We start from the raw sequence: 25,909 nt of genomic DNA, 5'->3' as shown, positions 1-25,909 counted from the left end.
TCAAGAGTGCTGATTGAAAATGTACTGTGTTTTTGTACAGTTGTTTTCGGCCGGGATCAAACGCATTTTTTGATTTGCCCTAATTCGCCGCCTCCAACCAGACGGACGGTGCCTGCCCGAGGATGCGCCGGAACATTGTCGAGAACGCTGCCGGGCTCTCATAACCGAAGTCCAGCGCGATTCGTGTCACCGCTTCACCCGAGGCCAAGCGTGCCAGCGCCAGAACCACGCAGGCCTGCTGCCGCCATTGCCTGAAGCTCAATCCGGTCTGTTGCCGAAACATCCTGTTGAAGGTGCGCAAGCTTATGTGTAACTGCTCGGCCCACTGCTGTGGAGATTGATGGGCGTACGGCTGATGCAGAAAGTTCTGACACAGAGAGAGGAGCTTTCCGTCAGTCGGCAGCGGAATGTGCAACGGCAGCGGCGCACTGCGCGTCAATTCATGCAGCAACAGATCGATCAACACGCCGTCGCGTCCGCCCAAGTCATAGGTCGGCGGCACTTCCACCGCCTCCATCAACAAATGCCGCATCAACGGCGACACACTGATCACCTGGCAGCGCTCGCCCAAATCCACTGCGCCTGGCTCGATATACACACTGCGAGTGCTGACGCCGAGCATCATCACCTCATGCGCCACCCCCGGCGGAATCCAAACCGCACGTTGCGGCGGCACCACCCAATTGCCGTCATGGGTGCTGACCTGCATCACACCGGTCGCGCCGTACAACAATTGCGCCCGGCGATGCGTGTGAAAGGGCAACAAGTGACCGTGGGAATAATCCGTACCGATCGCCACCACCGCGCGCGGTGTGTCATCCAGCAGATTGATCGAAACATTGCGCATCAGGCGTTTCCCGGTGGTTGGCGTAAACGCAAACATTATTGGCTGACTTACTGAAGCAGGCCAAGCGCTGCCGCTCTATCGTCGACCGCTCTCCCACAACGGACGCCTCGACATGTTCTATTTATTGCTGACCCTCTTCGGCTGCCTGACCGGCATTACCGCCGTGCTGTTCGGCTTCGGCGGCGGCTTCGTCGTGGTGCCGCTGCTGTATCGCCTGCTCACCGCCAGCCACGGTGCCGATGACCCGATCGGCCAATCGGCGATGCACATCGCTGTCGCCACTTCGACCTGCGTGATGATCGTCAACGCCCTGATCGCCACCGACAAACATCGCCGCGCCGGCAACCTCATCCGTCATTACCTGTGGCCGCTGGGTGGGTTTATCGGGATGGGTGCGGTCGTTGGCGCAATAGCGGCGGTGTGGGTCAGCGGCGACGTGATTCGCTACGCGTTCATCGGCTACCTCGGCGTGACTATCGTCGATTGCCTGTTACGACGCGGATTCCTCACGCAAAACGCAGACGTCATCCCACGCCGACTTGGCGCTACGGAAACTTCCGCAGGTGGTGTAGGCATTGGCGCCATCGCGACGTTTCTCGGTGTAGGAGGCAGCGTCATGACCGTGCCGTTGTTGCGCCGTTGTGGATTGAGCATGTCGCAAGCGACGTCCATGGCCAATCCGTTGAGTGTGCCGGTGGCATTGGCCGGGACGCTGACGTACATGGCGTTGGCCGGGTTCAGTCAGGCTGACTTGGGCGCTTGGTTTGTCGGGTATGTGGATTTGCTGGCGTTTGCGCTGCTGACGGTTGGCTCGCTCATCGGGATTCGATTGGCCGCGCCATGGATTGGGCGGATCCCGGATCGGGTGCATGCGCGCGTGTACATCGGGCTGTTGCTGATCGTGATGATCAGCATGTGTTTGAGCTGAGCGCGACGGCGCTCGATTCCCCCGCGCAACCTCGACATAATCCGCAACGTTTTCTCATGGGCAAAAGCCCAGTCACTCAAGGATGAAAGATGTATCGCGGACTGTTGCGAATCTCCGGCATGTTGATGCTCGCCGGTTTAGTGCTCTCAACCCCGATATGGGCCGAAGACAACAAACAGGTGTACGCCGGCACCCTGGGCAAAGCCGCGATCGTTGTGGAAATCGACACTCGCTACAGCGAGGGTCGTTACTTCTACAAAAAATACCGAAAAGACTTGGCGCTGGACATCAGCAAAGAAGACGATGCGCTGGTGATGGCCGAAGGCGCGGCGATGGATGGCCATTCGCGCCCGACTCTGCGCTTGCAGCCAAAACTCGACGGCTGGAGCGGCGAATGGAGCAACCCGGATGGGAAGATCCTGAAGGTCGAATTACAGCCCGCCAAGCTCCCCGATGTTCCCGTTGGTGCCTTGCCGTATTTCACCGAACTGCATGACAAGAACCCGTACGAGTACCTACGGTTGCAGGGTCTGCAACTTGTAAAAGGCAAAACCGAAACCTTGATGGGCTACACGCTGCAATGGTGGAGCGAGGCGAAGTCGGGGGCTTCGCTGTTTGAAGTGGTATCGGGTTATTCGCCGCAAGCGCGGGAGCGCATCAATCAATATTTAATGGCACGCTTGTGGGGCGAGGTAGACGCACACTTCAGCTGTGCGGGGAGTTACTCGCAATCCAGTCAGCCGCTATGGTTGTCGTCTTCGGTGATGAGTGCGCGCATTTCTACCGAATATTATTGTGGCGGTGCCTATCCGGATCAGAACAATGAATCGCTCAACTTTGATGCGCAAACAGGGAAGTTGCTGACCCTTGAGGATGTTCTGTGGGTGGGGCAGGGCAAGCCCTTTCATTATGTGGAGGGATTGGAAGGCGCCTCTACTGTGTCCTCCGCTGACTATTACAACTACCGCTCCAAAGAATTCTCACCCTGGCTCGTCGCGCAGCTACTAAAGCTTTATTCCAGGGAAATGACCGTCGTTGCGGAAGGCGAAAACGAATGCGGGTACGACGAGCAAGAACCTTGGGCATTCCCATCGTGGTACTTCAGCGCAAACGGCATCACCGTCACGCCGTCGTATCCACATGTCGCCGCCGTGTGCGGATACGTCGAATGGGGCGTGCTGCCTTATGACCTGATCAAACAGCACCCCGGCGGCGTTCCATTGCAATTGCCCTGAGTAAAACTGGATTAGTGCGTCGAAGGGGGTTGGAATCAGTCAGCGTGTTCGCAAGAATATGTTTCTTTTCTGTAGAAATCACATGGGGCCTAGCATGCTGATCTTTAACTGCACCGAAGCCGCCAGCAAATTCTTCAGCCGTGTCCACAAGGGCAAAAAGATCACGCCAGTGGATGCTAAACCGCCATCCGCAATCATTGAAGATGATGAGCTGAGCGGCGCTGATGAGCAGTGGCTGGTGCACGCGATAACGGTACAACGCAAGCATGTGTTGCTGGTCATTCACGTCCAGACCCGCTATTGCCTGATTTTCGCTGATGCGAAAAAGGCTGACACAGAAGACTTTGTTGATCGATTTGTGGATCGTTGGGTCAAGGGGATAGTGATCAACGCCCATCATCATGACCTCGGGCAGTGGCTTAACCCAGAGTTGATGTTGGCGCGGCTGAAACAGACTTGTGAGCATCAACGGTTCTATCGGCGTAGCCATCGCAGCGCGCAAAAACACATTGATGAGATTGCATGGAATTTCCAAGACAAGGTCGCCCATACGGGATCTTTGCCACCGGATGAAATCACAGCGATGGTATTTGACGAGCAAATGAATGACACGCCCAGGAACAGCAAGGGCGCCAAGTCTTACTACTTTCCGGATGAGGAAATGGCGCTTCACTGGCTGCGTCATTACTGCTTTCTTGATGACGTCCAGCTTCATGCTGCCAAGGAGCGTCGCCAACAAATGGCTCGGGAAATTGCGGCGCTGGAGCACGAAGCCTGGCTTGAAAAGTACGAGCAAGAAAACTCGAATAGTTAAGCCGCCCCCGCCATAATCCGCAGCGTATTTTTCAGCGTCGGCGCCTGTGTGCCGACGCGACCTCCGACTCCTTCAAGGATTGATTCATGCTCAAGGGACTGATGCGCCTGGCACCGTGCGCCGCTGTGCTGTTCTCACTGATCTCCACTGCCCATGCTGAAGATGGGCGGCGCGTATTTACCGGTACGCTGGGTAAAACGCCGATTGTCGTGGAGCTCAATACCACACAGCCGGATGAAGTGACTGGGCGGTATTTCTACGAGAAATATCATCGCGATTTGCCTCTCAGCGGCGCATTGCAGGACAGCACACTGACCTTGACCGAGGGCAACAATCGTTACGGTGATGACAAGCCGCTGCCGACGCTGAAACTGAAACCCATTGCCGAAGGCTGGCAAGGCGAGTGGCAAAGTCCGCAGGGCAAGAAGTTGCCTGTAAAACTGGCCGAAGCCAAACTTCCAGCGCCGACATCAACGACTTTGCCTTTCATTGCCACACTGCCGAAGAGCGAACCCTACGAGTATTTGCGTTTACAGGGGCTAAAGCTCAAGCCCGCGAAAACAGAAAACTTCATGGGTTATAACCTGCAGTGGTGGGTAGAACCTGAGTCGAAAATTTCACTGTTCAGCGTCGCGTCCGGCTACCCGGCGCAAGATCAACTACGCATCAATCAGCTATTGCTTGAGCGACTCTGGCGAGAGGTCATCAGCTACCACGCCTGCATGCTGCAGGGTGGCGAAAATGCCGAGCAGTATCAGAGTGTCGCGCCCACGTTCCTGTCACCGGACGTGGTCAGTCTGAACATCAATACCGGGTATGACTGTGGTGGCGCGCACCCCGATGTCAGTAACTCCCCCGTCAACCTCAATGTTCACACTGGCCAAGACATAAAGCTGCAAGACGTCTTGTGGGTTGGCGAGCGCGAGAATACTTCGACTGGAGCAAACGCCAGCAATCAGAGCGATGTGTTGGCGCCGTGGTTGATCAAACAATTCACAACGCTGTATTCCAACGAAATGAAAAAACCAGCCGACGGTGATGAGGACAGCTGTGATTACACCGATGAAAATGTCTGGAGCGTTTTGAATTGGCACTTCACTGCCAAGGGCATTTACCTCGGACCGTACTTCCCGCGCATACAACGTGTTTGCGATGAACCAGAGTGGTCGATCCTGCCGTACTCCGTCGTCAAACAACACCCCGGCGCCGTCAACCTGCAACTACCCCAGGGCTAACCGTCACTCCAAACCCGGCGCTTCACGAATAATGAAGTGATCCAGGTTCTCGATATTGGCATTGAAGACCTCGAAAGGCTTTTCGGGGTTCTTCTTGCCGGGCACCTGCTTCAACTCCGGCGTCACCCCATAGAAGAAACAGAACAACGCCTTGTCGCTATCCGCCGCGTGCTTGATCTCCTCCAGAAACGCCTTGCGCTTGCGGTAGTTGTCGATCAGCTTCTTGTTCAGATAAACACTGACCGGGTACGGCTTCTTCTTACTGTCCTCGGGCTTCTTGAACCAGACCTTGTCCTCGAAATCGATCCGGAAACTGGCACCACTGTGGAAGTCCTCAATCTTCTTGATTCGCCCCCAGTAAATCAGCCCCTTGTTGTCCGTCAGATACTCAATCTTCTTGAAGAACGAACTGTACGGCGCCGTATGCTCGCCGACCTTCAACGGCATGCGCTTAAGCAGCTCCTTGTCCGCGAAGTTCGAAACAAAGCACTCCACCGGGTGCGCAAACACACTGGTCTTGTCCGGTGCCGACTCACGACTCGCCGACTCTTTACCAGTGTCCGCCACCCCCCGCACCGGATCATCGCGCAACACATCCGCCGCCCCCGGTGGCGCGACAGGCTTGCGCACATACTCACGCCGGGTGAGCAGCAACTCTGATGGGAAGTGTTCCTCACGCCCGTCATCCACCTCGCCATCCGCCGTTTCAACGCCAGACGCTGAAACCTTCAAACTCACATACGGACAACCCGCTACATGCTGGGTAGTGGGCAGATTCTTGAAGTGCGGCGTGCGCACGTAATTCACATTCTTGGCGTTGAACGTGCCCAACTCGTTGGAAGCCTCGAACGCCGAACGACACGCATCGTTGGGGCACTGGAAGTGCTCCTTCGCGGAGTCAAACGCCACCGTCTCATCGAAATTGAGATCGCGAACGTCATAGATCGACAACTTGTCGTCGAGGCCGAGGCAGTAGGCGAGATCGAATTTCATGGTGGGGCTCGGATCCTTGAGTGGGGGAGGGGTATTAATAGCGGGAGGCGGCGCGGGTTGCACTGATTGTTTTCAGGATGATGCGGAATTTGTGGGAGGCAGCCTGCTGGCGATTCTAGGCTTCAACAAGATTTCAATCCCCACACCGCCACTGCAGACCATGCACCACCTTGTGGCAAGGGAGCTTGCTTCCGCTGGGGTGCGAAGCAGACTCAAGAACAACAAATAGGGTTAGTCAGATAAACCGCGATTATTCCTTTTCGAGTCTTCCAACGTTGTCATACAGCCAAGCAGTGAAAGCCTCTCTGTCGTCCGAATGGTGGCAACGTTGGTGACAGTTGGGACACAACGCCACAACATTCGTCTCAAGGTCCGAACCCTTTTGCGACATATGCTTAACGTGATGCACTTCCAGAAACGGCTTCCCATCCTTCTCAAATGGAGCAGGTTCGCCACAGCCTTCGCACTCAAAAAACGGCGTGCACTTCAAACATTCCTGGGTCAGTTTTCATGCACCTGTTTGGTGCGCATGAAATAATTATTTTCCACAGAAAAATGATGACACATTAATTAAGACTGGATATTCTCTGGTCGAGCAGAAAGGAATCTCGTTGCACTAAAGTGCTCCCATGTTATCGGACAAGGATGTGACATACATGTCTTCCCTAATGACTTCGCCTGCCACTCTCTACGAAACCGTCGGTGACGGCGTAGAGTCCAGTAATGCCTCATGGAGTTTCGGAGGCACGACCCCGCAACACTTTGACTCCCATGTATCGAAATCCGTACCTAAATATAAGGACGGGCACGATATCGTGCTGTCGCTCAGTGACTTTTTTGTAAAGAGCGACAGCACCTGTTACGAGCTGGGTAGTTCTACCGGCACCCTTACCCGACAACTCGCACAGCGTCATTGCGCCTCGGCAAAGTGGGTGGGCATTGATGTGGAAGACGCCATGACCCGCAAGGCAAATGAGCTTCTGAGCGCATCGCCGCAGCACAATGTCAGCTTCGTTACCGATGACATCCTGACCTTTCCTTATGAAAAAAGCGATCTGATAGTTGCGTACTACACTATTCAGTTCGTGCACCCGCGTATTCGCCAAGCCTTGTTTGATCGTATCTACGAATCGTTGAACTGGGGCGGTGCTTTTATCATGTTTGAAAAAGTACGCGGCCCGGATGCGCGCTTTCAAGACATCCTCAGTAGCCTGTATGTAGATTATAAACGCGACCAGGGTTATAACGCCGATGAAATCCTGGCGAAGACAAGAAGTTTGAAAGGCGTACTTGAACCTTTTTCCACGGCTGGCAATATGGATATGTTATCTCGCGCCGGCTTTAAGGATATAACCAGTATATTCAAGTACATATGCTTTGAAGGTTTCTTCTGCATCAAGTGACCGGGATGTCATCGTGAGTACAACTATAGAGCAACAGTATTTGCAAGTTTTGCAAATGCCTGGAAAGTTTTGCGCGCAGAAAATGAACTGTGAATTGTGCAGTTCCAAAGCACATTGGGTTTTACTGGAAAGTGTCCAAGGTCCTGGTGATCAGGTCGTGGCATTGCCTGTACTCGGCTGCCAGGATTGCGGGCATATTTTCCAGCAGTACCGCTTCGATGAAGCCTTTTACAACGCCTACTACGACAAATTCTACCGCCTGACCCTGTTTGGCAATACGGAGCCGGAGCGCGCCTTCTTTCTAGACCAGGTCCGCCGTGGCGAACACCTGTGTCGGTACTTGCACGATGTGCTGCCCGCCAAAGGCAAACTGCTTGACGTCGGTTGTTCCGCCGGCGGCTTGATGATTCCCTTCGCTAAACGGGGATGGACTGTCAGAGGCAACGACCCCGACCGCGCCTATGTGGAATACGGCAAAAAAATCGGCCTGGATATCGATCTGGTGGGCGCCGAGCATATGAGCCCTAGTGGTGATTACAACCTGATCATCATCAATGGTTCGCTGGAACATGTTCATGATGTCAACCAGGTCATGCAACTTTGCCGGAAGGCCAGTGCCGAGGACGGATTGTTGTTGATTGAGGGGCGCGCGCTGGGTTATGGCATCGAGCAAGGGTTTCTGACGCATAACCATCGCCGTTACTTGAGTGCCAGTAGCATCGAGTACTTGATGTGCCTGCATGGTTGGGAACCGATCCAGACCACCCACGAACCGGTGTGCGGGCCGACCAGGCCGGGAGCGGTGTTCGTGCTGGGCCGCGCCTGTGCCCAGCCTGCCACCGAACGCCTCGAAAGCATTAAGGCCCAGGGTCGCAAGGCACTTCAGGAGTCTTACATGCCCAGCCTGCACGCGTTGCGAGCTCGCGCATGAGTGCCTCGGCCTGCGTTCTCGAAAAGTCGAGCATCCAAGCCCATCCCTGCTTCAGGGATGACCTGGTCGTGACCTCGCCGCCTGCCGATTCGGTGACGGGGCGCTACAACCTCTACGACCCTCGTAATGATATTGGCTTTGAACTGGGCAAGGCCGAGTACTCACTCGCTTTGCTCTTCGATGGCCAGCGAAGCCGGCAAGACATTGCCGACGCTGCCCTTGCGCAGCATCGAATAAAGGTCAGCCCTGAGAAGCTCGCGCAGTTCGAGCGCAAGCTACTCAATCTGAAGTTGCTGAGCAGCGAGCGAACCGCTCATAAAAAGGATCTGCGTGATCCCGCCACGGGTATCACCTACGGCCCGCTAAAAGAATATCTGCTGATTAATTTGGTGAAAACCGATCCGCAGCCTTTGCTCGATCATATTTACCGGTGGGCGCCCTGGTGCTGTCGCGCGATATTCATTTTGCCGCTGCTGGCATTGGCCCTGGCGAGCTTCGTGTATCTGGGTATGCACTTCGGCACGTTCCTGGCCGATGTCGGCGAGACGTATATCCACAGTTACCACTGGTTGCTCTGGCACTTCCCGGTCATTTTGACGTCCATCGCCCTTCATGAACTGGGGCATGCGATGGCCTGTCGTCATTATGGGGTCAAGGTTAACGATTTCGGAATCGGCATCTACGTGTTGCTCGCCACCGGCTGGGTACGTCCGGTGCAGACGCAATGGTCGCAGCTGCCACTGAACCAGCGGGTGATCACCATTCTGGCAGGACCCTTGGTTAGCCTTCTGTATGCCGGCGTGGGCATAGCCCTGTGGGCAATGTTTCGTGACACCGAAGGTGTTTTACCGGCTCTTTTTGTCGTGATGATCGTGGCTTCGTTCATTTCCCTGATACCGACGCTGCTGCCCATCTTCAATGGCGACACGTACCTGGCCATTACCGAAGTGCTCGGCCAGCCACGCCTGCGTCAGCGTGCTTTCAACCATGTAAAGCGCCATTGGCGTACTGCGCCGCTGGAAACGGTTTCCCCTGCATTGCGCAGACTCTACTGGGGTACATTTCTGTTGACCTGCCTGGGCTGGGTAATAGCCTGGTGCTTCACCGCAGCCACCTTGATTCGCCTTTTCAACCACCCATAAGGACAGTGACATGACTCAATCTACTGTGACCCCGGCTATCGCCAACGCGGATGAACTCACCACCGAATCCACCACCAACGTCGCACCGCAAGCCCTCAACGAAACGGCGTTCGAAGAGTTTGATCTCGACGATATCGAAATCATCGAAAGCAAAGTTTTCGCCTGATCGTTTCAAACGCTTCCTCGGCGTTACGTCGAGGGAGCCGTCCCCTTCCTCTGACTGGGCAACCACATGGCTCACTTCGTTAAGCCCGAACCGATTGGTGTGGGTATCCAGTACAACCCCGAGATTCTCGACTGGTTTCCGTTTGAGGACATCGAAGTCGATGTGCTGGAAATCCTTCTCGACAACATCATGGCCCCCATGGACGGCCCGCAGATTATCAGGCCCGCAGCCAAGGAGATGATCAATCGGCTGGCTGAGAAGTTCACCTTGCTGGCGCATTCCAATTACGGTTGCGATTTCGGTTTCAGCCCTCTCGAAGAAACCGCCGCGGTGCAACGCCATGTGCCCCTGGCCAAAATGCTGAACAGCCCATGGGTCGCCAACCATTGTTTCTATGGCGACAACTCCTGGCTGGACATCTGGAGCAGCCCGCTGCAGTTTTCCAATGCCGAGGTGCTCCGTTGTGCCGAACGCGCAAAGATGTTGCAGGCCCATTACGGGATGCCGCTGGCCCATGAAAACGCTGCTTATTACCTGCAATGCCCGGGCGCGGAAATGCGTGAAGCTGAGTTCCTGGCCCGGTTCGTACAGCAGTCCGGCACCTTTTTGCACCTGGACTTGCACAACATCTACACCAATCACTTGAACCTGAAAAATTTCGACTTGCGCGACTACCTCGACACCTTGCCATTGGACAAGGTGATCTCGGTGCATCTGGCGGGTGGCAGTTGGCACGAAGGGCTTTACCACGACTGGCATGACTCGTGTGTGCCTGAACCTGTCTGGGATCTATACGAGGAGCTTATGTCTCGTACCCAGCCTTCGGCGATCATCCTGGAATACCAGGGGCAGGCCCACCATGCGCTGACACGGGTGATGGACGCCAACGACGAACACATGATCGTCACCGATGTGCGCCGCGCACAGAAAATCTGGAATCACTACACCAAACCGGTTAAGGAGCTGATGCATGGATGCTGAGCAGGTCTGGAAGCTGTGGCGACGCCTGCTACGCGATGAAACACTGCAGCAGCAGTTGTACGAGGCCCAGGGGGCGACTCAATGGCTGGAGCATTATCCCGATGACGAGCGGGCGATTTTGCAGGTGTATGCCAGTCAGTTTGAGAGAGTGAAATGGTTCGTCGAGAACTATCAGTTCCGCTTGGTCAATTCGTTTATCAACGCGCTGGAAACCGGTGCCCCGTTGACGTTGCGCGCGTTGCTCAACATCGGGCTGGATCTGCCTGAACTGTCCAAGGCATTTCTGCGGCAACAAAATTGGCTCGATTATGGGCCAAGAGTTTATGGCTATTGCGATGCGGCGCTGGGGTTTCTGCTCGAGCGCCAGGAACTCGCTGATTACCCGCAGATCCGTGACCTGATGGGGCTTGAGCGCGAATGTGTGCGCCTCTACACCGGACTTGTGGAAACCAGCGCCGTGGTGCCGGGCCATTATCAGCGCACCGACGGTGCACGCATTTACCAGAGTAGCTATGCGCTGTCGCAGTGGTTGCGCGACAAAAGCCTGTTGGGGCGTAGCAGCCCGGAGGAAACCAGCCAACACATCCTGGTGTATTTACCTGACCCTGAGGCCCGCCATAAATTTACGCTCATAAGCCCGCGCGCGGCGCATCTCTATAGATGCCTGGAGCAACCGCAGTCACTCGCCACTTTGATGCAGATACTGAGTTCCTCCCCCACCGCGCAACTCAGCAGTGAAGACCTGTCATTGCTCGGTAAACTGCAGCAACTCAACGCAATCAGGATGCCGGTCTAGAACATGGAAAGCTCACAATACTTCTGGCTGCGCTCGACCGGATTTCCCATTCATCACTTGACCGATCTGGGCCGGTTCGCCGACCTGCCATCGTGCCGTGTCTTTGAACAAAACTTCCGCTCACTGCAGGCGTTGAAGGCAACGTTGCTTGAGAAAGCCAACGCGCACTCACCGCAGGCCTGCCGCAAGCTCATCCGCAAACTCAACGAGCACCAGGTCCTGCAACTCTCTGATCTGCCGGAAGTACTGCGCGAACCACTGGCCGAGTCTTTGCAGCAATGGAACGGCTTATTGGAGCGGACGGCGGCACGTGAAGAGGCAGCCGAGGAATATGACGCCTATCTGGAAAGTGCCCGCCAAGGGTTGATCGACTTCCTGGATGACGACGCAGTCGCCGAGGCTTTATTCATATCTAACCCCTCGGCGATGACACGTATCCGTGAGCTGGTCCGGGATCGGCACGGCAGAAACGATACCCGCAAAAAACAGAAGCTGCGTTTGGGCTGGAGTTACGCGCAACGTTTTTGCGCCAAGAACGATACCTCAAGTTTTTTCGGACCTTTGGCCTGGGGCCGGTTCGATGCCAACCAGGCTGACAATGTACGTCTGACCCAAGGTGACACGGCGTGGATCAAGGAGCGCCACACATTCTTCGAGAACTGGGTGGTGCAGCGGCTCGTCGAACAGATTAACCGGCAATGTCCAGACACCGACCGAATGCCGTTGCAGCTCAATACCGGTTGCTATCTGCAAGAGCAGATCCTGTTCATGCCGATTGGCAAAAGCCAGCGCCTCACCCCGCAAACCGCTCGGGTATTGCACTACATCAGCGACCAACAGGGTCAAGAGCCCACGTTTGCAGGTATGTTGAGCGCCTGTCCGGAAGTCGCGCCCAGCACTCTGCGCGACCTGCTGGAGCACTTGGTGAGCAAACGGATCGTGCGCCGAGGCTGGCAAGTATCGCCTCGCGAGCGAAGCCCCATCGCGCGGCTGCAGCGCTGCCTGGTCGACGCGCAAGTGTCCGCTGATTTCGGCCTGGCCTGGCAATCGCGCCTTGAAGCATTGGAAGGCTTGCGCCGGGATTATGCCCACGGCGACCTGATGCGCCGGACCGAATGCCTGGAGGGTTTGAACCAGCTGCTTGGCGAGGCTGGGGTGGACCTCAGCCGAGAAACCGGCGCCATGTATGTCGGACGTTACCCGGTGTACGAAGATTGTTCGAGAAACATAGACATCAGCCTTGGCCAGGCCATGCTCAGCCAGGTCAATGAAGAACTGGCGCCGCTGATGCGCATCAATCAGTGGCTGATCAAAGCCATCGCGCATCAACTCAATGAGGCTTTCATTGAAGTCTGGGAACAGCGCCAGACTGCCAGCCCCGATCAGCCAGTTGATTTTCTCGACCTGCTCAACACCCTCGCGCCTCTGTTACCTGCACTTGAAGCGCGCCTCATCCTCGATCTCGAGCAGCGCCTGGAAACAGCCTGGACGCAAGTGCTGCAGGACTTCCCGGACCATCCCGAGGTACAACTTTGCGCGGCGGACATCGAACGCCTGATCACTTTGCTCAATAACGATCTGAATGTTGCTGGCTTCGAGGTGTTCGGCAGCGACTATCATTCTCCGGATATCCTGCTCTCCAGCGCGTCGGTCGAGGCCTTCAATCGCGGCGACTACCAAATCATCGTGGGTGAAGTGCATCCGGCAGTCCATACTCTGAGCCAGCCCGTCGCCGCGCCGTTCGGACCGTTCAATACTCAGATAAACCAACAGGTAGAGGCGTTATTCCAACGCCCTCGTCTGGTATTGGCTGACTCGCCCGAAAGCTATCAACGCTCCCACATCGACTGGCCTTTGCAGCCCTCATATTTGCAACTGGTGCTGCCGTCTGGCGGCGGTTGTGTCGCGGCGCATCAACAGTTTGCCGCCGGCAGGGCAAAAGTGCTGCGGGTGAACGGTCGCCTGCAAGTGGTCGATGCCCTGGGTCAGTTCAGCGAAGACTTGCTGTGCGTGTATTCCACCCCCATGCATCGGCTGGGCTTCGCCTTGGCTGGCAGCGCCGTGGCCAAACACGAACACCGACGTATCTGGTTGGGCCGCACCCTCTACAAGCGCGCTTCCTGGCTATTTACCAGCGATCTCCTGCCAGAGCCGAAGGGCTCGGTCGACGAGCTTGAGCACACCCTGCAATGGCGTGCCTGGGCCGCCGTCAACGGTTTGCCCCGTTATGCCTTCGTCAAGATTGATACCGAACCCAAACCGCTGTTCCTCGACTTCGATAATCCGTTGTCCTTCGACGGCATCACCAATGCGCTGAAAAATGCTGGTCACGTAAAGTTCTCTGAAATGCGACCGTGCCCCGATGAACTTTGGCTTGAAGAGGTGCGGGGGCGTTTCTGCTGTGAAATACGCACAACCTTTTCCACATGCGAGGCTTCGACATGAGTAATGAGAATACAGGCTCGTGCGCCAAGGCCGACCAGGAAATCAAGCACACGTTTTTGTACCTGTTCTTGACCATATTCATCCCGTTTGGCCTCGGCCATTTTGTGTCGTACCTGTTTCGCACGGTCAATGCCTTGATTTATGTGGACCTGGAACGGGAACTGAACCTGCCCCCCAGCAGCCTGGGTCTCCTGACCGGCGTGTATTTTCTGACCTTCGCTGCGGCGCAGATTCCGCTCGGTGTCATGCTCGACCGCTACGGTCCGCGCAGCGTGCAGGCACCTATGCTGCTGTTCGCCGTGTTGGGCTCTCTGATTTTCAGTTTCTCCCATACCGAACTGGGTCTGATCATTGGTCGCGGTCTGATCGGCCTGGGTGTCGCTGGTTCTCTGATGAGTGCGATCAAGGCGTGCGCCATCTGGTTGCCCGCCGAACGCCTGCCGTTGAGTACGGCATGCCTGTTATCGGTAGGCGGCCTGGGCGCCATGGCGTCCACCACGCCCTTGCATGAACTGCTCAAGTGGATCTCATGGCGTGAAGCATTCTTGATCCTGGCGCTACTGACTTTGTTCGTCTGCGTGGTCATTCATTTCAGCGTGCCGCGCACCTACAAACCCAAACACACCACTCTCGCCGAAATGTCCAAGGCCGTGGGGACGCTGTATTCCTCGTGGGTATTCTGGCGACTGGCGTTGTACTCGGTATTTGCCCATGCGATCTATATGTCGGTGCTGTCGCTGTGGATGGGACCGTGGCTACGCGATGTCGCCCAGTTGAGCGAATCCAGCATGGCCAATACCCTGCTCTGGGGCACCGTGGCGATGGTTGCAGGCTCGCTGGCCTTCGGCTCGATCACAGATTACCTGCGGCGCTTTGGCGTTCAACCGATCATGGTATGCGGCGCCGGGGTTTCGATTTTCATCGTATTTCAATCGCTGATGATCAGCGGACTGCCTGTATCGCCGCTGTTGATTGCTATGGGTTTCAGCTTCTTCGGCACCTCGACGACCATGAACTACGCGATCGTAGCTCAGTCGGTATCGCCTGAGCTGGCCGGGCGGGTCAGTTCGTCGTTCAACCTGGTGGTGTTCGTGCTGGCGTTCGTCTTGCAATGGTTGATGGGGGAAATTTTGAACCTGTGGCCGGCAACTGGGCATGGGCACCCGGTAGAGGCTTATCAGTGGTCGCTGGGAGTGATGATTGCGTTGCAGGTGCCGGGGGTGTTGCTGTGGCTGAGTTTTAAGCCGTGGGAACTGAAAACAGCGACGGCGCGGTAAACCAGGACTGCCAGATCGTTTTCGTTCAGAAGCCGACTCGAAAAAAAAACCCGCATGTGCGGGTTTTTTTTGGGGTGCAGCTAGAATCAATCCCAGCTCAACGCCCCACCAGTCTGATACTCAATAACCCGAGTCTCAAAGAAATTCTTCTCTTTCTTCAAGTCCATAATCTCGCTCATCCAAGGGAACGGGTTAGTCGTCCCTGGATACTCTTCTTTCAAACCGATCTGCGACAAACGACGGTTAGCGATGAACTTCAGGTAGTCCTCCATCATCGCCGCGTTCATGCCCAGTACGCCGCGAGGCATGGTGTCACGCGCGTATTCGATCTCCAGCTGCGTACCCTGCAGAATCATCTGGGTCGCTTCTTCCTTCATCTCGGCATCCCACAGGTGTGGGTTTTCGATTTTGATCTGGTTGATCACGTCGATGCCGAAGTTCAGGTGCATGGACTCGTCGCGCAGGATGTATTGGAACTGCTCGGCGACGCCGGTCATTTTGTTGCGGCGGCCCATGGACAGGATCTGGGTGAAGCCGCAGTAGAAGAAGATGCCTTCCAGAACGCAGTAGTAGGCGATCAGGTTGCGCAGCAGTTCTTTGTCGGTGTCCGGGGTGCCGGTTTCGAACTTCGGATCGGAGATCGAGCGGGTGTACTTCAGGCCCCAGGCTGCCTTTTTGGCGACCGATGGGATCTCGTGGTACATGTTGAAGATTTCGCCTTCATCCATGGCCAGCGATTCGATGCAGTACTGGTAGGCGTGGGTGTGGATCGCCTCTTCGAAAGCCTGGCGCAGGATGTACTGACGGCATTCCGGGTTGGTGATCAGGCGGTACACGGCCAGGACCAGGTTGTTGGCAACCAGGGAGTCGGCGGTGGAGAAGAAGCCGAGGTTACGCATGACGATGCGGCGCTCGTCGTCGGTCAGGCCTTCCGGGTTTTTCCAGAGGGCGATGTCGGCGGTCATGTTGACTTCTTGCGGCATCCAGTGGTTTGCGCAACCGTCCAGGTACTTCTGCCAGGCCCAGTCGTACTTGAATGGCACGAGTTGGTTGAGGTCGGCGCGGCAGTTGATCATGCGCTTTTCGTCAACGGCGACACGGGCGGAGGCGCCTTCGAGCTCGGCGAGGCCTTCGGCAACGTCGAGGGAGTTCAGTGCAGCCTTGGCGCGGGCGACAGCGGCCGAGTCGTCGGCGGTCACGGCGCGGGCTTCCAGCGCGGCGGCGCCGCCGGCGTTGTCGAGGCGGTCCATGTTGGCTTCGCTAGCGTGGCCGGCGTTGGCGCCTTTCACTGCTGCTACTTCACTGTCTTCTTTGTCGAATTCGTCCCAGCTCAGCATGACGTGTCGTCTCCTGCGTGAGGGCCTGTGCCCGTGTGAAACCTGATTGGTTGGTTTTTCACACGGTCGTACAGACCGCGTTGGATGTCGTTTTTTGCAGCGATGCACGCAGGCAAATAAACAGAAATTTTGACGGGTTCCGAGAGCCTCTGATGGGCGCAATCAGCGTTGAACGCTGCTGCGGGGCTTCAGAATGGCTTTTGCTCCCTGTAAGGGAATATTGCTGACCCGTATGGGGCGGCATTATAGGGAAAAAAACACGGCTGTGCTGAGGCGAATCCGCGCATGGAGCGGTCGAGGAGGGTGGTTTTTCGACGAGAGTGAGGGTTTACAGGGCTTTGCCGGGGATAGATTTTTTTTCGTAAAAATCTCGCTATTGTGAATTTGCTCAAAAAACGAACAAAAAAACCGCTTTTTCACTACATCTAGTGTTTTGCAAGCATTTTTACCGGCTTCAAACACAACTAGCCCGACCGAAGTCGGGCTGGAATCGACCCTCAATGAAGCGCTGAGAGATCCAATTCGGTGCAGTCTCAAACATCAATTGGTACAGCCGTTACCCATGATGCTGTAACGCAGGATGTGACGCTGACCTTTGGAGTCGTCGTATTCCATTTTGGCTGGAACCACTTCGCAGACATTCGGAACTTCGCTCATGGAAACAACTTTGGCGATGTCCAGGTGAGTCGAGTAAGTGTATTCCTCAACAACCGGTTGTTGCTGCGCGACATCAGTCGGAACCTCATCTGCCATGGCGGTTGCGCACAGACTGCTGAGGGCCAGAACCAATAAAGCTTTCATTTCAGATTTACCTTTTTGAGGTCGAGTGGGGTCACGCAACCTTTTTAGGGTTGCGTGTGGAACTTCATCATTTGCAGTTATTACTGGAGAGCTGGATTAACGGCCTTCGTGGGGGCTGTAACGTTGTTAATCGCGTTTGCCTTGTCGGCGAGGTGAATTTTAGGGAGATGGGGCGGGGGTAAACAGAGCGGGTTTTGATAAACACCTTTGGCAGATTTGGTAACAATCCCCGAAATCCCCCTGTAGGAGCTGCCGAAGGCTGCGATCGTTTGATCTGGATGTTTAGACGCAAGATCAAAAGATCGCAGCCTTCGGCAGCTCCTACAGGCGGCGTGGGGCATGGGGTTGAGGGTTTTGGTTCGGTATCGCCACGACTTGTAGGGGCTTGTTACTACCATCGTCGAATGGTTCTATGGCCCCCGCCCCGTTACAACAGGGTCATACAAAAACAACTATTACACCGAGGTAGGAAAGATGAGTGCGGCTTCTCTGTATCCCGTTCGTCCCGAGGTTCTGGCTAACACGCTGACTGACGAGGCGACCTACAAAGCCATGTACCAGCAGTCGGTCGTCAACCCTGACGGCTTCTGGCGCGAGCAAGCCAAGCGTCTCGACTGGATCAAGCCTTTCACCACGGTGAAACAGACGTCGTTCGACGATCACCATGTCGACATCAAATGGTTTGCCGACGGCACCCTGAACGTTTCCTACAACTGCCTCGACCGTCATCTGGCCGAGCGCGGCGATCAAGTCGCGATCATCTGGGAAGGCGACGATCCATCCGAAAGCCGTAACATCACCTACCGCGAACTGCACGAGCAAGTGTGCAAACTCGCCAACGCCTTGCGTGGTCAGGACGTGCACCGCGGCGACGTGGTAACCATTTATATGCCGATGATTCCCGAAGCCGTGGTCGCCATGCTGGCCTGCACCCGGATCGGCGCGATTCACTCGGTGGTGTTCGGCGGTTTCTCGCCGGAAGCCCTGGCCGGTCGCATCATTGACTGCAAATCGAAAGTGGTGATCACCGCTGACGAAGGCATCCGTGCCGGCAAGAAGATTTCCCTCAAGGCCAACGTCGACGACGCGCTGACCAACCCGGAAACCAGCAGCATCCAGAAAGTCATCGTGTGCAAGCGCACCGGCGGCGACATCAAGTGGAACCAGCATCGCGACATCTGGTACGAAGACCTGATGAAAGTGGCGGGCACCGTCTGCGCGCCGAAAGAGATGGGCGCGGAAGAAGCGCTGTTCATCCTTTATACCTCCGGCTCCACCGGCAAGCCGAAGGGCGTGCAGCACACCACTGGCGGTTATTTGCTGTACGCGGCGATGACCCACGAGCGCGTGTTCGACTACCGCCCAGGCGAAATCTACTGGTGCACCGCCGACGTCGGCTGGGTCACTGGCCACAGTTACATTGTCTACGGCCCGCTGGCCAATGGCGCGACCACGTTGCTGTTCGAAGGCGTGCCGAACTATCCGGACATCACCCGAGTGGCGAAGATCGTCGACAAGCACAAGGTCAACATCCTCTACACCGCACCCACCGCGATTCGCGCGATGATGGCCTCGGGTCAGGCCGCCGTTGAAGGTGCGGATGGCAGCAGCCTGCGTCTGCTCGGTTCGGTCGGCGAGCCGATCAACCCGGAAGCCTGGGACTGGTACTACAAGAATGTCGGTAAGTCGCGTTGCCCGATCGTTGATACCTGGTGGCAGACTGAGACCGGCGGCAATATGATGGGCCCGTTGCCGGGTGCCCACGCGCTGAAGCCGGGTTCGGCAGCACGTCCGTTCTTTGGTGTGGTGCCGGCGCTGGTCGACAACCTCGGTAACATCATCGAGGGCGAGGCTGAAGGCAATCTGGTGATTCTCGACTCGTGGCCAGGTCAGGCGCGCACGCTGTATGGCGATCACGATCGTTTCGTCGATACCTACTTCAAGACCTTCCGTGGCATGTATTTCACCGGTGACGGCGCGCGTCGTGATGCCGATGGCTACTACTGGATCACCGGGCGCGTGGATGACGTGCTTAACGTCTCTGGCCACCGCATGGGTACGGCCGAGATCGAAAGCGCGATGGTTGCGCATCCGAAAGTTGCTGAGGCGGCGGTGGTCGGTGTGCCGCATGACATCAAGGGGCAGGGCATTTATGTCTATGTCACGTTGAAGAATGGCGAGGAGCCGACTGAGCAGCTTCGTCTGGAATTGAAGAACTGGGTGCGCAAGGAGATCGGCCCGATTGCTTCGCCGGATGTGATCCAGTGGGCGCCAGGGCTACCGAAGACCCGCTCGGGCAAGATCATGCGCCGGATTCTGCGCAAGATTGCCACGGCGGAATATGACGGGTTGGGGGATATCTCGACCCTGGCGGATCCGGGTGTGGTGCAGCATTTGATTGATACGCACAAGACCATGAATGTTGCTTAAGCATTCGGCTTGATGCATTGAAAAGCCCCGTCCGGTGTTTGCCGGGCGGGTTTTTTTTGTGTCTGGGGGTTTTGTGGTGGCTGGGCGGGCCTCTTCGCGAGCAGGCTCGCTCCCACAGTTTGACCGAGTACCTTCCGATCGTTCCCACGCTCTGCGTGGGAATGCCTCCCTCGACGCTCTGCGTCGGCTCCGGGGACGCGGAGCGTCCCTTGCTGCATTCCCACGCAGAGCGTGGGAACGATCGGGGGGTCAATAATTATCGATCTCCCCCGTAAGACATTTCCCCCTGTTACCCAACACCTTCCACGTAACCGAATGTGTAACCGCCCGCCCCGGAGCGGGGCAAAGGGAAACGCATTGCCCCGTTTTAGAGCCTCGAAACCCCCGGTGAAAAATAAGACACAACGCTGCGCTTGCCGGATTAGAAGGGTTTGCGAATAATAGGCCCGCAATTTGCAGCATAGATCGGTTCACTGTCTTTCGCTCTTGCATGAAATTGCAAGGCTGTCAATGTGCTCAAGTCGCTTTCTCTGTGCATCTGTAATTAGTTGTCGCATTGAAGAAATATCGGCTTCGGGCCTGTCGTTAGAATGCCGATCACTCGCTCATCGTGGCTGACGTTGAAATCTCCGACGGTTTCAATGGGAAATTTCCCACCGATGCAGCAACCGATTTCCCGATTCACCCATTCGCATATTGGGCTGTCGCTCACTCTGCCGTTTTTGCCCTTTACCGATGGAGTCCCAAGATGAAGAAACTTGTGCTGCTTGGCGCCCTGGCACTGTCCGTGCTGTCGATGAACGCCTTCGCTGACGAAAAACCTCTGAAGATCGGTATCGAAGCGGCTTACCCTCCGTTCGCTTCGAAAGCACCGGACGGCAGCATCGTCGGTTTCGACTACGACATCGGCAACGCTCTGTGCGAGCAGATGCAGGTCAAGTGTGTGTGGGTCGAGCAAGAGTTCGACGGTCTGATTCCAGCACTGAAAGTGCGCAAGATCGACGCGATCCTGTCGTCCATGTCGATCACTGAAGATCGCAAGAAGTCGGTCGACTTCACCAACAAGTACTACAACACCCCGGCACGTCTGGTCATGAAGGCCGGTACTCAGGTCAGCGAAGGTCTGGCTGAGCTGAAGGGCAAGAACATCGGCGTGCAACGTGGTTCGATCCACGAGCGTTTCGCCCGCGAAGTCCTCGCCCCGCTGGGTGCCGAGATCAAGCCGTACGGCTCGCAGAACGAAATCTACCTCGACGTGGCTGCCGGTCGCCTCGACGGTACCGTGGCTGACGCTACTCTGCTGCAAGATGGCTTCCTCAACACCGACGCCGGCAAAGGCTTCGCGTTTGCAGGTCCTGCGTTCACCGACGTCAAATACTTCGGCGACGGCGTAGGCATCGCAGTCCGTAAGGGTGACGCCCTGAAAGACAAGATTAACGCGGCCATCGCGGCCATCCGTGAAAACGGCAAATACAAGGCAATCCAGGACAAGTACTTCGCCTTCGATATCTACGGCAAGTAAAACGTCTCTGCGACAAGTCCGAAATGGCGCAAGCAACAGGATCTCTGCGGTTTGCGCCATTTTTTCATCCCAACTTTCGAGGACCTGAATCATGTTGAAAGGCTACGGGGCTGTCATCCTCGATGGCGCATGGCTGACGCTTCAGCTCGCCTTGTCGTCCATGGCTCTGGCCATCGTTCTCGGGCTGATTGGTGTCGCGTTACGCCTGTCGCCGGTGCGCTGGCTGGCGTGGCTGGGCGATCTTTATTCCACGGTGATCCGCGGGATTCCTGATCTGGTGCTGATCCTGCTGATCTTTTACGGCGGTCAGGATTTGCTCAACCGCGTCGCACCGATGCTCGGCTATGACGATTACATCGATTTGAATCCGCTGGCCGCCGGCATCGGCACCCTCGGTTTCATCTTCGGTGCGTACCTGTCGGAAACCTTCCGTGGCGCGTTCATGGCCATTCCAAAAGGTCAGGCCGAAGCGGGCATGGCGTACGGCATGAGCAGTTTTCAGGTGTTCTTCCGGGTGATGGTGCCGCAGATGATTCGCCTGGCGATTCCGGGCTTCACCAACAACTGGCTGGTTCTCACCAAGGCCACCGCGCTGATTTCCGTGGTCGGTCTGCAAGACATGATGTTCAAGGCCAAGCAGGCGGCAGATGCCACCCGCGAGCCTTTCACCTTCTTCCTCGCAGTGGCGGCGATGTACCTGGTGATCACCAGTGTTTCGTTGCTGATCCTGCGTCAACTTGAGAAGCGCTACTCGGTAGGCGTAAGGGCGGCTGATCTATGATCTTCGACTACAACGTCATTTGGGAGGCCATGCCGCTGTACCTCGGCGGCCTGCTGACCACCCTCAAACTGCTCGCGCTGTCGCTGTTTTTCGGTCTGCTCGCGGCCCTGCCGCTGGGGCTGATGCGCGTCTCGAAGAACCCAGTCGTCAACGGCGCCGCGTGGCTTTACACCTACGTGATTCGTGGCACGCCGATGCTGGTGCAACTGTTCCTGATCTACTACGGTCTGGCGCAGTTCGAAGCGGTCCGCGAAAGCTTCCTGTGGCCATGGCTGTCCAGCGCAACGTTCTGCGCGTGCCTGGCCTTTGCGGTCAACACCAGCGCCTACACCGCGGAAATCATTGCCGGCAGCCTCAAAGCCACGCCGAACGGTGAGATCGAAGCGGCCAAGGCCATGGGCATGTCGCGCTTCAAACTGTACAAGCGCATTCTGCTGCCATCGGCCCTGCGCCGGGCACTGCCGCAGTACAGCAACGAAGTGATCATGATGCTGCAGACCACCAGTCTGGCCTCCATCGTGACCTTGATCGACATCACTGGCGCAGCGCGCACGGTCAACGCGCAGTTCTATCTGCCGTTCGAGGCGTACATCACCGCTGGCGTGTTCTACCTGTGCCTGACGTTCATTCTGGTCAAGCTGTTCAAACTGGCCGAGCGTCGCTGGTTGAGCTACCTGGCCCCGCGGAAGCACTGATATGGAGCGCATCGACCACGTATTGCCGTGGAGCCACTTGGGCAGCGAGCGCAAGATTTCGGTCTTTCGCTTCGGTCGCGGCGAGCGCAAGGCCTATATTCAGGCCAGCCTGCACGCTGACGAATTGCCGGGCATGCGCACCGCCTGGGAGCTGAAAAAGCGCCTCGGCGAACTCGAAGCCAAAGGCCTGCTCAACGGTGTCATCGAGCTGGTGCCAGTCGCCAACCCCTTGGGTCTCGGGCAATTGCTGCAAGGCAATCACCAGGGCCGTTTCGAGGCCGGCAGTGGCAAGAATTTCAATCGTGATTTCGTCGAACTGAGCGCGCCGGTTGCGGCCGCTTTAGCCGACAATCTCGGTGACGATCCGCACGCCAATGTGCGCCTGATTCGTCAGGCCATGGCCGATCACCTGGCGGCATTGCCAGAGGCGAGCAGCCAGTTGCAAGGCATGCAGCGCGTGTTGCTCAGCCATGCCTGCACAGCCGACGTGGTGCTGGACTTGCACTGCGATGCCGAAGCCGCACTGCACATGTACGCGTTGCCGCAGCATTGGCCGCAGTGGCGCTCACTGGCCGCGCACCTGAATGTGAAGGTCGGATTGCTCGCGGAAGATTCCGGCGGCAGCTCGTTCGATGAGGCTTGTTCGCTGCCATGGCTGCGTCTGTCGCGGCAGTTCCCTGATGCGCAGATTCCACTGGCGTGTCTGGCAACGACCATTGAGCTGGGCGGTCAGGCCGATACCGGTCGCGCCGAAGCTTGCGCGTATGCTGAAGGCATTCTCGCCTTCCTCGCCGAGCAAGGTTTGATCACCGGCGAGTGGCCGAACCCGGCGCACGAGGCCTGTGAAGGCATGCCGTTCGAAGGCACCGAGTTGCTGTTCGCGCCGCATCCGGGCGTCGTAAGTTTTCTGCGCAAGCCCGGCGAGTGGGTCGAGGCCGGCGACGAGATTTTTGAAGTGATTGATCCTCTGTCCGATCGGGTCAGCACGGTGTGTGCTGGTACCTCCGGGGTGCTGTTTGCCATTGAACGGCTGCGTTATGCCCAACCCGGTTTCTGGCTGGCCAAGGTGGCGGGGCGCGAAGCGCTGCGTCACGGGCGCTTGCTCAACGACTGACTGACTGTTTTTGTGAGAACCGACCGCATGTACAAACTTGAAGTCCAAGACCTGCATAAACGCTATGGCAGTCACGAAGTGCTCAAGGGCGTGTCCCTGAAAGCGGCAGCCGGCGATGTGATCAGCATCATCGGCTCCAGTGGCTCCGGCAAAAGTACTTTCCTGCGCTGCATCAACCTGCTCGAGCAGCCGCACGCGGGCAAGATTCTGCTCAACAACGAAGAGCTGAAACTGGTGGCGAACAAGGACGGCGCGCTGAAAGCCGCTGATCCGAAACAGCTGCAACGCATGCGTTCGCGCCTGTCGATGGTGTTCCAGCATTTCAACCTGTGGTCGCACATGACTGCTATTGAAAACATCATGGAAGCGCCGGTTCACGTACTGGGCGTACCCAAGTACGAAGCCCGCGAAAAAGCCGAGTACTACCTGAACAAGGTCGGTGTGGCCCATCGTAAAGACGCGTTCCCGGGGCACATGTCCGGTGGCGAGCAGCAGCGTGTGGCGATCGCCCGTGCGCTGGCGATGGAACCTGAGGTGATGCTGTTCGACGAACCGACTTCAGCCCTCGACCCGGAGTTGGTGGGAGACGTGCTGAAAGTCATGCAAGCGCTGGCTCAGGAAGGTCGCACCATGGTCGTGGTCACGCACGAAATGGGCTTTGCCCGTGAAGTGTCGAACCAGTTGGTGTTCCTGCACAAAGGTGTTGTTGAAGAAAGCGGCAACCCGCGTGAAGTGCTGGTGAATCCGCAGTCTGAACGTTTGCAACAATTCCTCTCGGGCAGTTTGAAATAAATCAGGGCTGCCGTTGTGCACCGCGATAGTGCATGCTTCGCAGCCAGTAGGCTGGCTTCAATTTCCTGTAGGAGCTGCCGAAGGCTGCGATCTTTTGATCTTCAACAACAAGATCAAAAGATCGCAGCCTCGTTTCACTCGACAGCTCCTACAGTTGATCGGTGTTGGTCTCAAGATTTGTGTTCATTTACGGGCTAGCATTGGCCCATGCCTTCATCACTGTTCTTCGTTTCGGATCGCCCGCCCATGACTGCCCATCGAATTGGTTTCCTGATTTGGCCCAGCACTAAAGCGTTGACGCTGGCGCTGGCGGAGGAAGCCTTGCGTGTTGCTCAGCGTGTGCACCCGGAGGTGGTTTACGAGCTGTCGTTCCTGCAGGCGGAAGCCGTGACCGCAGCGGCGGCCGAAGGCGCCTGGCAATTGCCCGGTGAAGCCTGGACCGGCAAACTCGAAAACTTCCAGAAACTGTTCCTGCTCGCTGACGAGCCGCCGACCACATTGGCGCCGGCACTGAGCAGTGCGCTCAAGCAATTGGTACGTGCGGGTACGGTCATCGGCGGTCTGTCGGCCGGTGTCTATCCGTTGGCGCAACTGGGGTTGCTCGACGGTTATCGTGCTGCCGTGCACTGGCGCTGGCAGGACGATTTCGCCGAGCGTTTCCCTAAAGTCATTGCCACCAGTCACCTGTTCGACTGGGATCGCGATCGCCTGACCGCGTGCGGCGGCATGTCCGTGCTTGATCTGCTACTGGCGGTATTGGCTCGCGATCACGGTGCAGAGTTGGCCGGAGCGGTTTCGGAAGAACTGGTCGTTGAACGCATTCGCGAGGGCGGCGAGCGTCAGCGCATCCCGTTGCAGAACCGTCTCGGCTCCAGCCATCCGAAGCTCACCCAAGCGGTGTTGCTGATGGAAGCCAACATCGAAGAACCGCTGACCACCGACGAAATCGCCCAGCATGTGTGCGTGTCCCGTCGCCAGTTGGAGCGGATCTTCAAGCAATACCTCAACCGTGTGCCGAGCCAGTACTACCTGGAGCTGCGCCTGAACAAAGCCCGGCAGATGTTGATGCAGACCAGCAAGTCGATCATCCAGATCGGCCTGTCCTGTGGCTTCTCCTCGGGGCCGCATTTCTCCAGCGCCTATCGCAACTTCTTCGGTGCCACGCCGCGGGAAGATCGCAACCAGCGGCGCAGCAGCAGCCCGTTCGAGTTGTCGTCAGTGCCGCCAGAACGTGGCTGACGGCG

Annotated in this window: 23 protein-coding genes and 1 pseudogene; 19 read left to right on the top strand and 5 right to left on the bottom strand. The window is 56.8% G+C overall.

Annotated features, from left to right (window positions below; genetic code table 11):
* Window positions 1-79 precede the first annotated feature (79 nt).
* Entirely contained in the window at window positions 80-847 is a 768-nt protein-coding gene (locus tag ACOYXH_RS18300) for an AraC family transcriptional regulator (protein WP_258708698.1), read from the bottom strand.
* Between the two features lie 112 nt (window positions 848-959).
* Between ACOYXH_RS18300 and ACOYXH_RS18295 the strand changes: the two genes are divergently transcribed.
* The 4 genes from ACOYXH_RS18295 (at window position 960) to ACOYXH_RS18280 (ending at window position 5,059) form a co-directional block, all read left to right on the top strand.
* Window positions 960-1,775: a sulfite exporter TauE/SafE family protein gene (locus ACOYXH_RS18295; protein ID WP_258708697.1), complete on the top strand. Its 816-nt coding sequence runs from the start codon at window positions 960-962 to the stop codon at window positions 1,773-1,775.
* Window positions 1,776-1,864: 89 nt separating this feature from the next.
* A complete protein-coding gene (locus tag ACOYXH_RS18290; RefSeq protein ID WP_258708696.1) occupies window positions 1,865-3,010 on the top strand; it encodes a hypothetical protein in 1,146 nt (381 codons plus the stop codon).
* 94 nt (window positions 3,011-3,104) lie between these two features.
* Window positions 3,105-3,824 (top strand): DUF6933 domain-containing protein, encoded by a 720-nt coding sequence (locus ACOYXH_RS18285; protein WP_258708695.1) that lies wholly within the window; start codon window positions 3,105-3,107, stop codon window positions 3,822-3,824.
* 86 nt (window positions 3,825-3,910) lie between these two features.
* Window positions 3,911-5,059 (top strand): hypothetical protein, encoded by a 1,149-nt coding sequence (locus ACOYXH_RS18280; RefSeq protein ID WP_258708694.1) that lies wholly within the window; start codon window positions 3,911-3,913, stop codon window positions 5,057-5,059.
* A 3-nt stretch (window positions 5,060-5,062) separates the two neighbouring features.
* Here the strand turns inward: ACOYXH_RS18280 and ACOYXH_RS18275 are convergent, their stop codons facing one another.
* The gene (locus ACOYXH_RS18275) at window positions 5,063-6,052 is read right to left on the bottom strand and encodes a hypothetical protein (protein WP_258708693.1); all 990 of its coding nucleotides are present in this window, start codon (window positions 6,050-6,052) and stop codon (window positions 5,063-5,065) included.
* A 250-nt stretch (window positions 6,053-6,302) separates the two neighbouring features.
* A pseudogene (locus ACOYXH_RS18270) lies at window positions 6,303-6,518 on the bottom strand (HNH endonuclease); the annotation flags it as partial.
* Window positions 6,519-6,708: 190 nt separating this feature from the next.
* On the opposite strand from ACOYXH_RS18270, the gene ACOYXH_RS18265 reads away from it, so the two are divergent.
* The 8 genes from ACOYXH_RS18265 to ACOYXH_RS18230 all read left to right on the top strand — a co-directional run bounded on the left by ACOYXH_RS18265 (window position 6,709) and on the right by ACOYXH_RS18230 (window position 15,193).
* Entirely contained in the window at window positions 6,709-7,455 is a 747-nt protein-coding gene (locus ACOYXH_RS18265; protein WP_256587276.1) for a methyltransferase domain-containing protein, read from the top strand.
* Between the two features lie 13 nt (window positions 7,456-7,468).
* A complete protein-coding gene (locus tag ACOYXH_RS18260; RefSeq protein WP_256579885.1) occupies window positions 7,469-8,386 on the top strand; it encodes a class I SAM-dependent methyltransferase in 918 nt (305 codons plus the stop codon).
* Window positions 8,383-9,528 carry a M50 family metallopeptidase gene (locus ACOYXH_RS18255; protein WP_176471325.1) on the top strand — a complete coding sequence of 382 codons (1,146 nt, stop codon included), beginning with the start codon at window positions 8,383-8,385 and terminating at the stop codon, window positions 9,526-9,528. Before ACOYXH_RS18260 ends, ACOYXH_RS18255 begins: the two co-directional genes overlap by 4 nt.
* Window positions 9,529-9,538: 10 nt before the next feature.
* Window positions 9,539-9,694 (top strand): 3-thiaglutamate biosynthesis pearlin carrier peptide TglA, encoded by a 156-nt coding sequence (gene tglA / locus ACOYXH_RS18250; protein WP_156685508.1) that lies wholly within the window; start codon window positions 9,539-9,541, stop codon window positions 9,692-9,694.
* 66 nt (window positions 9,695-9,760) lie between these two features.
* On the top strand, window positions 9,761-10,675 hold the full coding sequence (locus ACOYXH_RS18245) for an MbnB/TglH/ChrH family RiPP precursor modification enzyme (protein ID WP_460065659.1): 915 nt from the start codon (window positions 9,761-9,763) through the stop codon (window positions 10,673-10,675).
* On the top strand, window positions 10,665-11,471 hold the full coding sequence (locus tag ACOYXH_RS18240; RefSeq protein WP_460065657.1) for a hypothetical protein: 807 nt from the start codon (window positions 10,665-10,667) through the stop codon (window positions 11,469-11,471). The genes ACOYXH_RS18245 and ACOYXH_RS18240 overlap by 11 nt, the downstream gene beginning before the upstream one ends.
* A gap of 3 nt (window positions 11,472-11,474) precedes the next feature.
* Window positions 11,475-13,916 carry a lantibiotic dehydratase gene (locus ACOYXH_RS18235; protein ID WP_220556863.1) on the top strand — a complete coding sequence of 814 codons (2,442 nt, stop codon included), beginning with the start codon at window positions 11,475-11,477 and terminating at the stop codon, window positions 13,914-13,916.
* On the top strand, window positions 13,913-15,193 hold the full coding sequence (locus ACOYXH_RS18230; RefSeq protein WP_095048128.1) for an MFS transporter: 1,281 nt from the start codon (window positions 13,913-13,915) through the stop codon (window positions 15,191-15,193). The genes ACOYXH_RS18235 and ACOYXH_RS18230 overlap by 4 nt, the downstream gene beginning before the upstream one ends.
* An 86-nt stretch (window positions 15,194-15,279) precedes the next feature.
* On the opposite strand, the gene ACOYXH_RS18225 is transcribed toward ACOYXH_RS18230, so the two are convergent.
* Together ACOYXH_RS18225 and ACOYXH_RS18220 are read right to left on the bottom strand one after the other, a co-directional pair.
* Entirely contained in the window at window positions 15,280-16,530 is a 1,251-nt protein-coding gene (locus tag ACOYXH_RS18225) for a ribonucleotide-diphosphate reductase subunit beta (RefSeq protein ID WP_095126160.1), read from the bottom strand.
* A 540-nt stretch (window positions 16,531-17,070) separates the two neighbouring features.
* Window positions 17,071-17,331: a DUF2790 domain-containing protein gene (locus ACOYXH_RS18220; RefSeq protein ID WP_093430405.1), complete on the bottom strand. Its 261-nt coding sequence runs from the start codon at window positions 17,329-17,331 to the stop codon at window positions 17,071-17,073.
* Between the two features lie 474 nt (window positions 17,332-17,805).
* On the opposite strand from ACOYXH_RS18220, the gene acs reads away from it, so the two are divergent.
* From acs to argR, 7 genes are all read left to right on the top strand, one after another.
* Window positions 17,806-19,761: an acetate--CoA ligase gene (gene acs / locus ACOYXH_RS18215; RefSeq protein ID WP_460413251.1), complete on the top strand. Its 1,956-nt coding sequence runs from the start codon at window positions 17,806-17,808 to the stop codon at window positions 19,759-19,761.
* A 748-nt stretch (window positions 19,762-20,509) separates the two neighbouring features.
* Window positions 20,510-21,283: an ABC transporter substrate-binding protein gene (locus tag ACOYXH_RS18210; protein ID WP_038366516.1), complete on the top strand. Its 774-nt coding sequence runs from the start codon at window positions 20,510-20,512 to the stop codon at window positions 21,281-21,283.
* 91 nt (window positions 21,284-21,374) lie between these two features.
* A complete protein-coding gene (locus ACOYXH_RS18205; protein ID WP_007912702.1) occupies window positions 21,375-22,064 on the top strand; it encodes an ABC transporter permease in 690 nt (229 codons plus the stop codon).
* The gene (locus ACOYXH_RS18200; RefSeq protein WP_007912703.1) at window positions 22,061-22,759 is read left to right on the top strand and encodes an ABC transporter permease; all 699 of its coding nucleotides are present in this window, start codon (window positions 22,061-22,063) and stop codon (window positions 22,757-22,759) included. The genes ACOYXH_RS18205 and ACOYXH_RS18200 overlap by 4 nt, the downstream gene beginning before the upstream one ends.
* Window position 22,760: 1 nt before the next feature.
* Complete coding sequence (locus tag ACOYXH_RS18195) at window positions 22,761-23,873, top strand: M14 family metallopeptidase (protein ID WP_220556861.1); 1,113 nt, start codon at window positions 22,761-22,763, stop codon at window positions 23,871-23,873.
* Between the two features lie 27 nt (window positions 23,874-23,900).
* Window positions 23,901-24,665: an ABC transporter ATP-binding protein gene (locus ACOYXH_RS18190; protein ID WP_007912705.1), complete on the top strand. Its 765-nt coding sequence runs from the start codon at window positions 23,901-23,903 to the stop codon at window positions 24,663-24,665.
* 246 nt (window positions 24,666-24,911) lie between these two features.
* A complete protein-coding gene (gene argR / locus ACOYXH_RS18185; protein WP_176471324.1) occupies window positions 24,912-25,904 on the top strand; it encodes a transcriptional regulator ArgR in 993 nt (330 codons plus the stop codon).
* Window positions 25,905-25,909 lie beyond the last annotated feature (5 nt).

The sequence above is a fragment of the Pseudomonas sp. Mb7 genome (genome assembly GCF_054790525.1).
This window is presented reverse-complemented; position numbering and strand designations above follow the sequence as displayed.

Coding starts and splice junctions, on each gene's coding strand:
- ACOYXH_RS18300 (WP_258708698.1), bottom strand. CDS start 847: ATGCGCAATGTTTCGATCAATCTGCTGGATGACACACCGCGCGCGGTG.
- ACOYXH_RS18295 (WP_258708697.1), top strand. CDS start 960: ATGTTCTATTTATTGCTGACCCTCTTCGGCTGCCTGACCGGCATTACC.
- ACOYXH_RS18290 (WP_258708696.1), top strand. CDS start 1,865: ATGTATCGCGGACTGTTGCGAATCTCCGGCATGTTGATGCTCGCCGGT.
- ACOYXH_RS18285 (WP_258708695.1), top strand. CDS start 3,105: ATGCTGATCTTTAACTGCACCGAAGCCGCCAGCAAATTCTTCAGCCGT.
- ACOYXH_RS18280 (WP_258708694.1), top strand. CDS start 3,911: ATGCTCAAGGGACTGATGCGCCTGGCACCGTGCGCCGCTGTGCTGTTC.
- ACOYXH_RS18275 (WP_258708693.1), bottom strand. CDS start 6,052: ATGAAATTCGATCTCGCCTACTGCCTCGGCCTCGACGACAAGTTGTCG.
- ACOYXH_RS18265 (WP_256587276.1), top strand. CDS start 6,709: ATGTCTTCCCTAATGACTTCGCCTGCCACTCTCTACGAAACCGTCGGT.
- ACOYXH_RS18255 (WP_176471325.1), top strand. CDS start 8,383: ATGAGTGCCTCGGCCTGCGTTCTCGAAAAGTCGAGCATCCAAGCCCAT.
- tglA (WP_156685508.1), top strand. CDS start 9,539: ATGACTCAATCTACTGTGACCCCGGCTATCGCCAACGCGGATGAACTC.
- ACOYXH_RS18245 (WP_460065659.1), top strand. CDS start 9,761: ATGGCTCACTTCGTTAAGCCCGAACCGATTGGTGTGGGTATCCAGTAC.
- ACOYXH_RS18240 (WP_460065657.1), top strand. CDS start 10,665: ATGGATGCTGAGCAGGTCTGGAAGCTGTGGCGACGCCTGCTACGCGAT.
- ACOYXH_RS18235 (WP_220556863.1), top strand. CDS start 11,475: ATGGAAAGCTCACAATACTTCTGGCTGCGCTCGACCGGATTTCCCATT.
- ACOYXH_RS18230 (WP_095048128.1), top strand. CDS start 13,913: ATGAGTAATGAGAATACAGGCTCGTGCGCCAAGGCCGACCAGGAAATC.
- ACOYXH_RS18225 (WP_095126160.1), bottom strand. CDS start 16,530: ATGCTGAGCTGGGACGAATTCGACAAAGAAGACAGTGAAGTAGCAGCA.
- ACOYXH_RS18220 (WP_093430405.1), bottom strand. CDS start 17,331: ATGAAAGCTTTATTGGTTCTGGCCCTCAGCAGTCTGTGCGCAACCGCC.
- acs (WP_460413251.1), top strand. CDS start 17,806: ATGAGTGCGGCTTCTCTGTATCCCGTTCGTCCCGAGGTTCTGGCTAAC.
- ACOYXH_RS18210 (WP_038366516.1), top strand. CDS start 20,510: ATGAAGAAACTTGTGCTGCTTGGCGCCCTGGCACTGTCCGTGCTGTCG.
- ACOYXH_RS18205 (WP_007912702.1), top strand. CDS start 21,375: ATGTTGAAAGGCTACGGGGCTGTCATCCTCGATGGCGCATGGCTGACG.
- ACOYXH_RS18200 (WP_007912703.1), top strand. CDS start 22,061: ATGATCTTCGACTACAACGTCATTTGGGAGGCCATGCCGCTGTACCTC.
- ACOYXH_RS18195 (WP_220556861.1), top strand. CDS start 22,761: ATGGAGCGCATCGACCACGTATTGCCGTGGAGCCACTTGGGCAGCGAG.
- ACOYXH_RS18190 (WP_007912705.1), top strand. CDS start 23,901: ATGTACAAACTTGAAGTCCAAGACCTGCATAAACGCTATGGCAGTCAC.
- argR (WP_176471324.1), top strand. CDS start 24,912: ATGACTGCCCATCGAATTGGTTTCCTGATTTGGCCCAGCACTAAAGCG.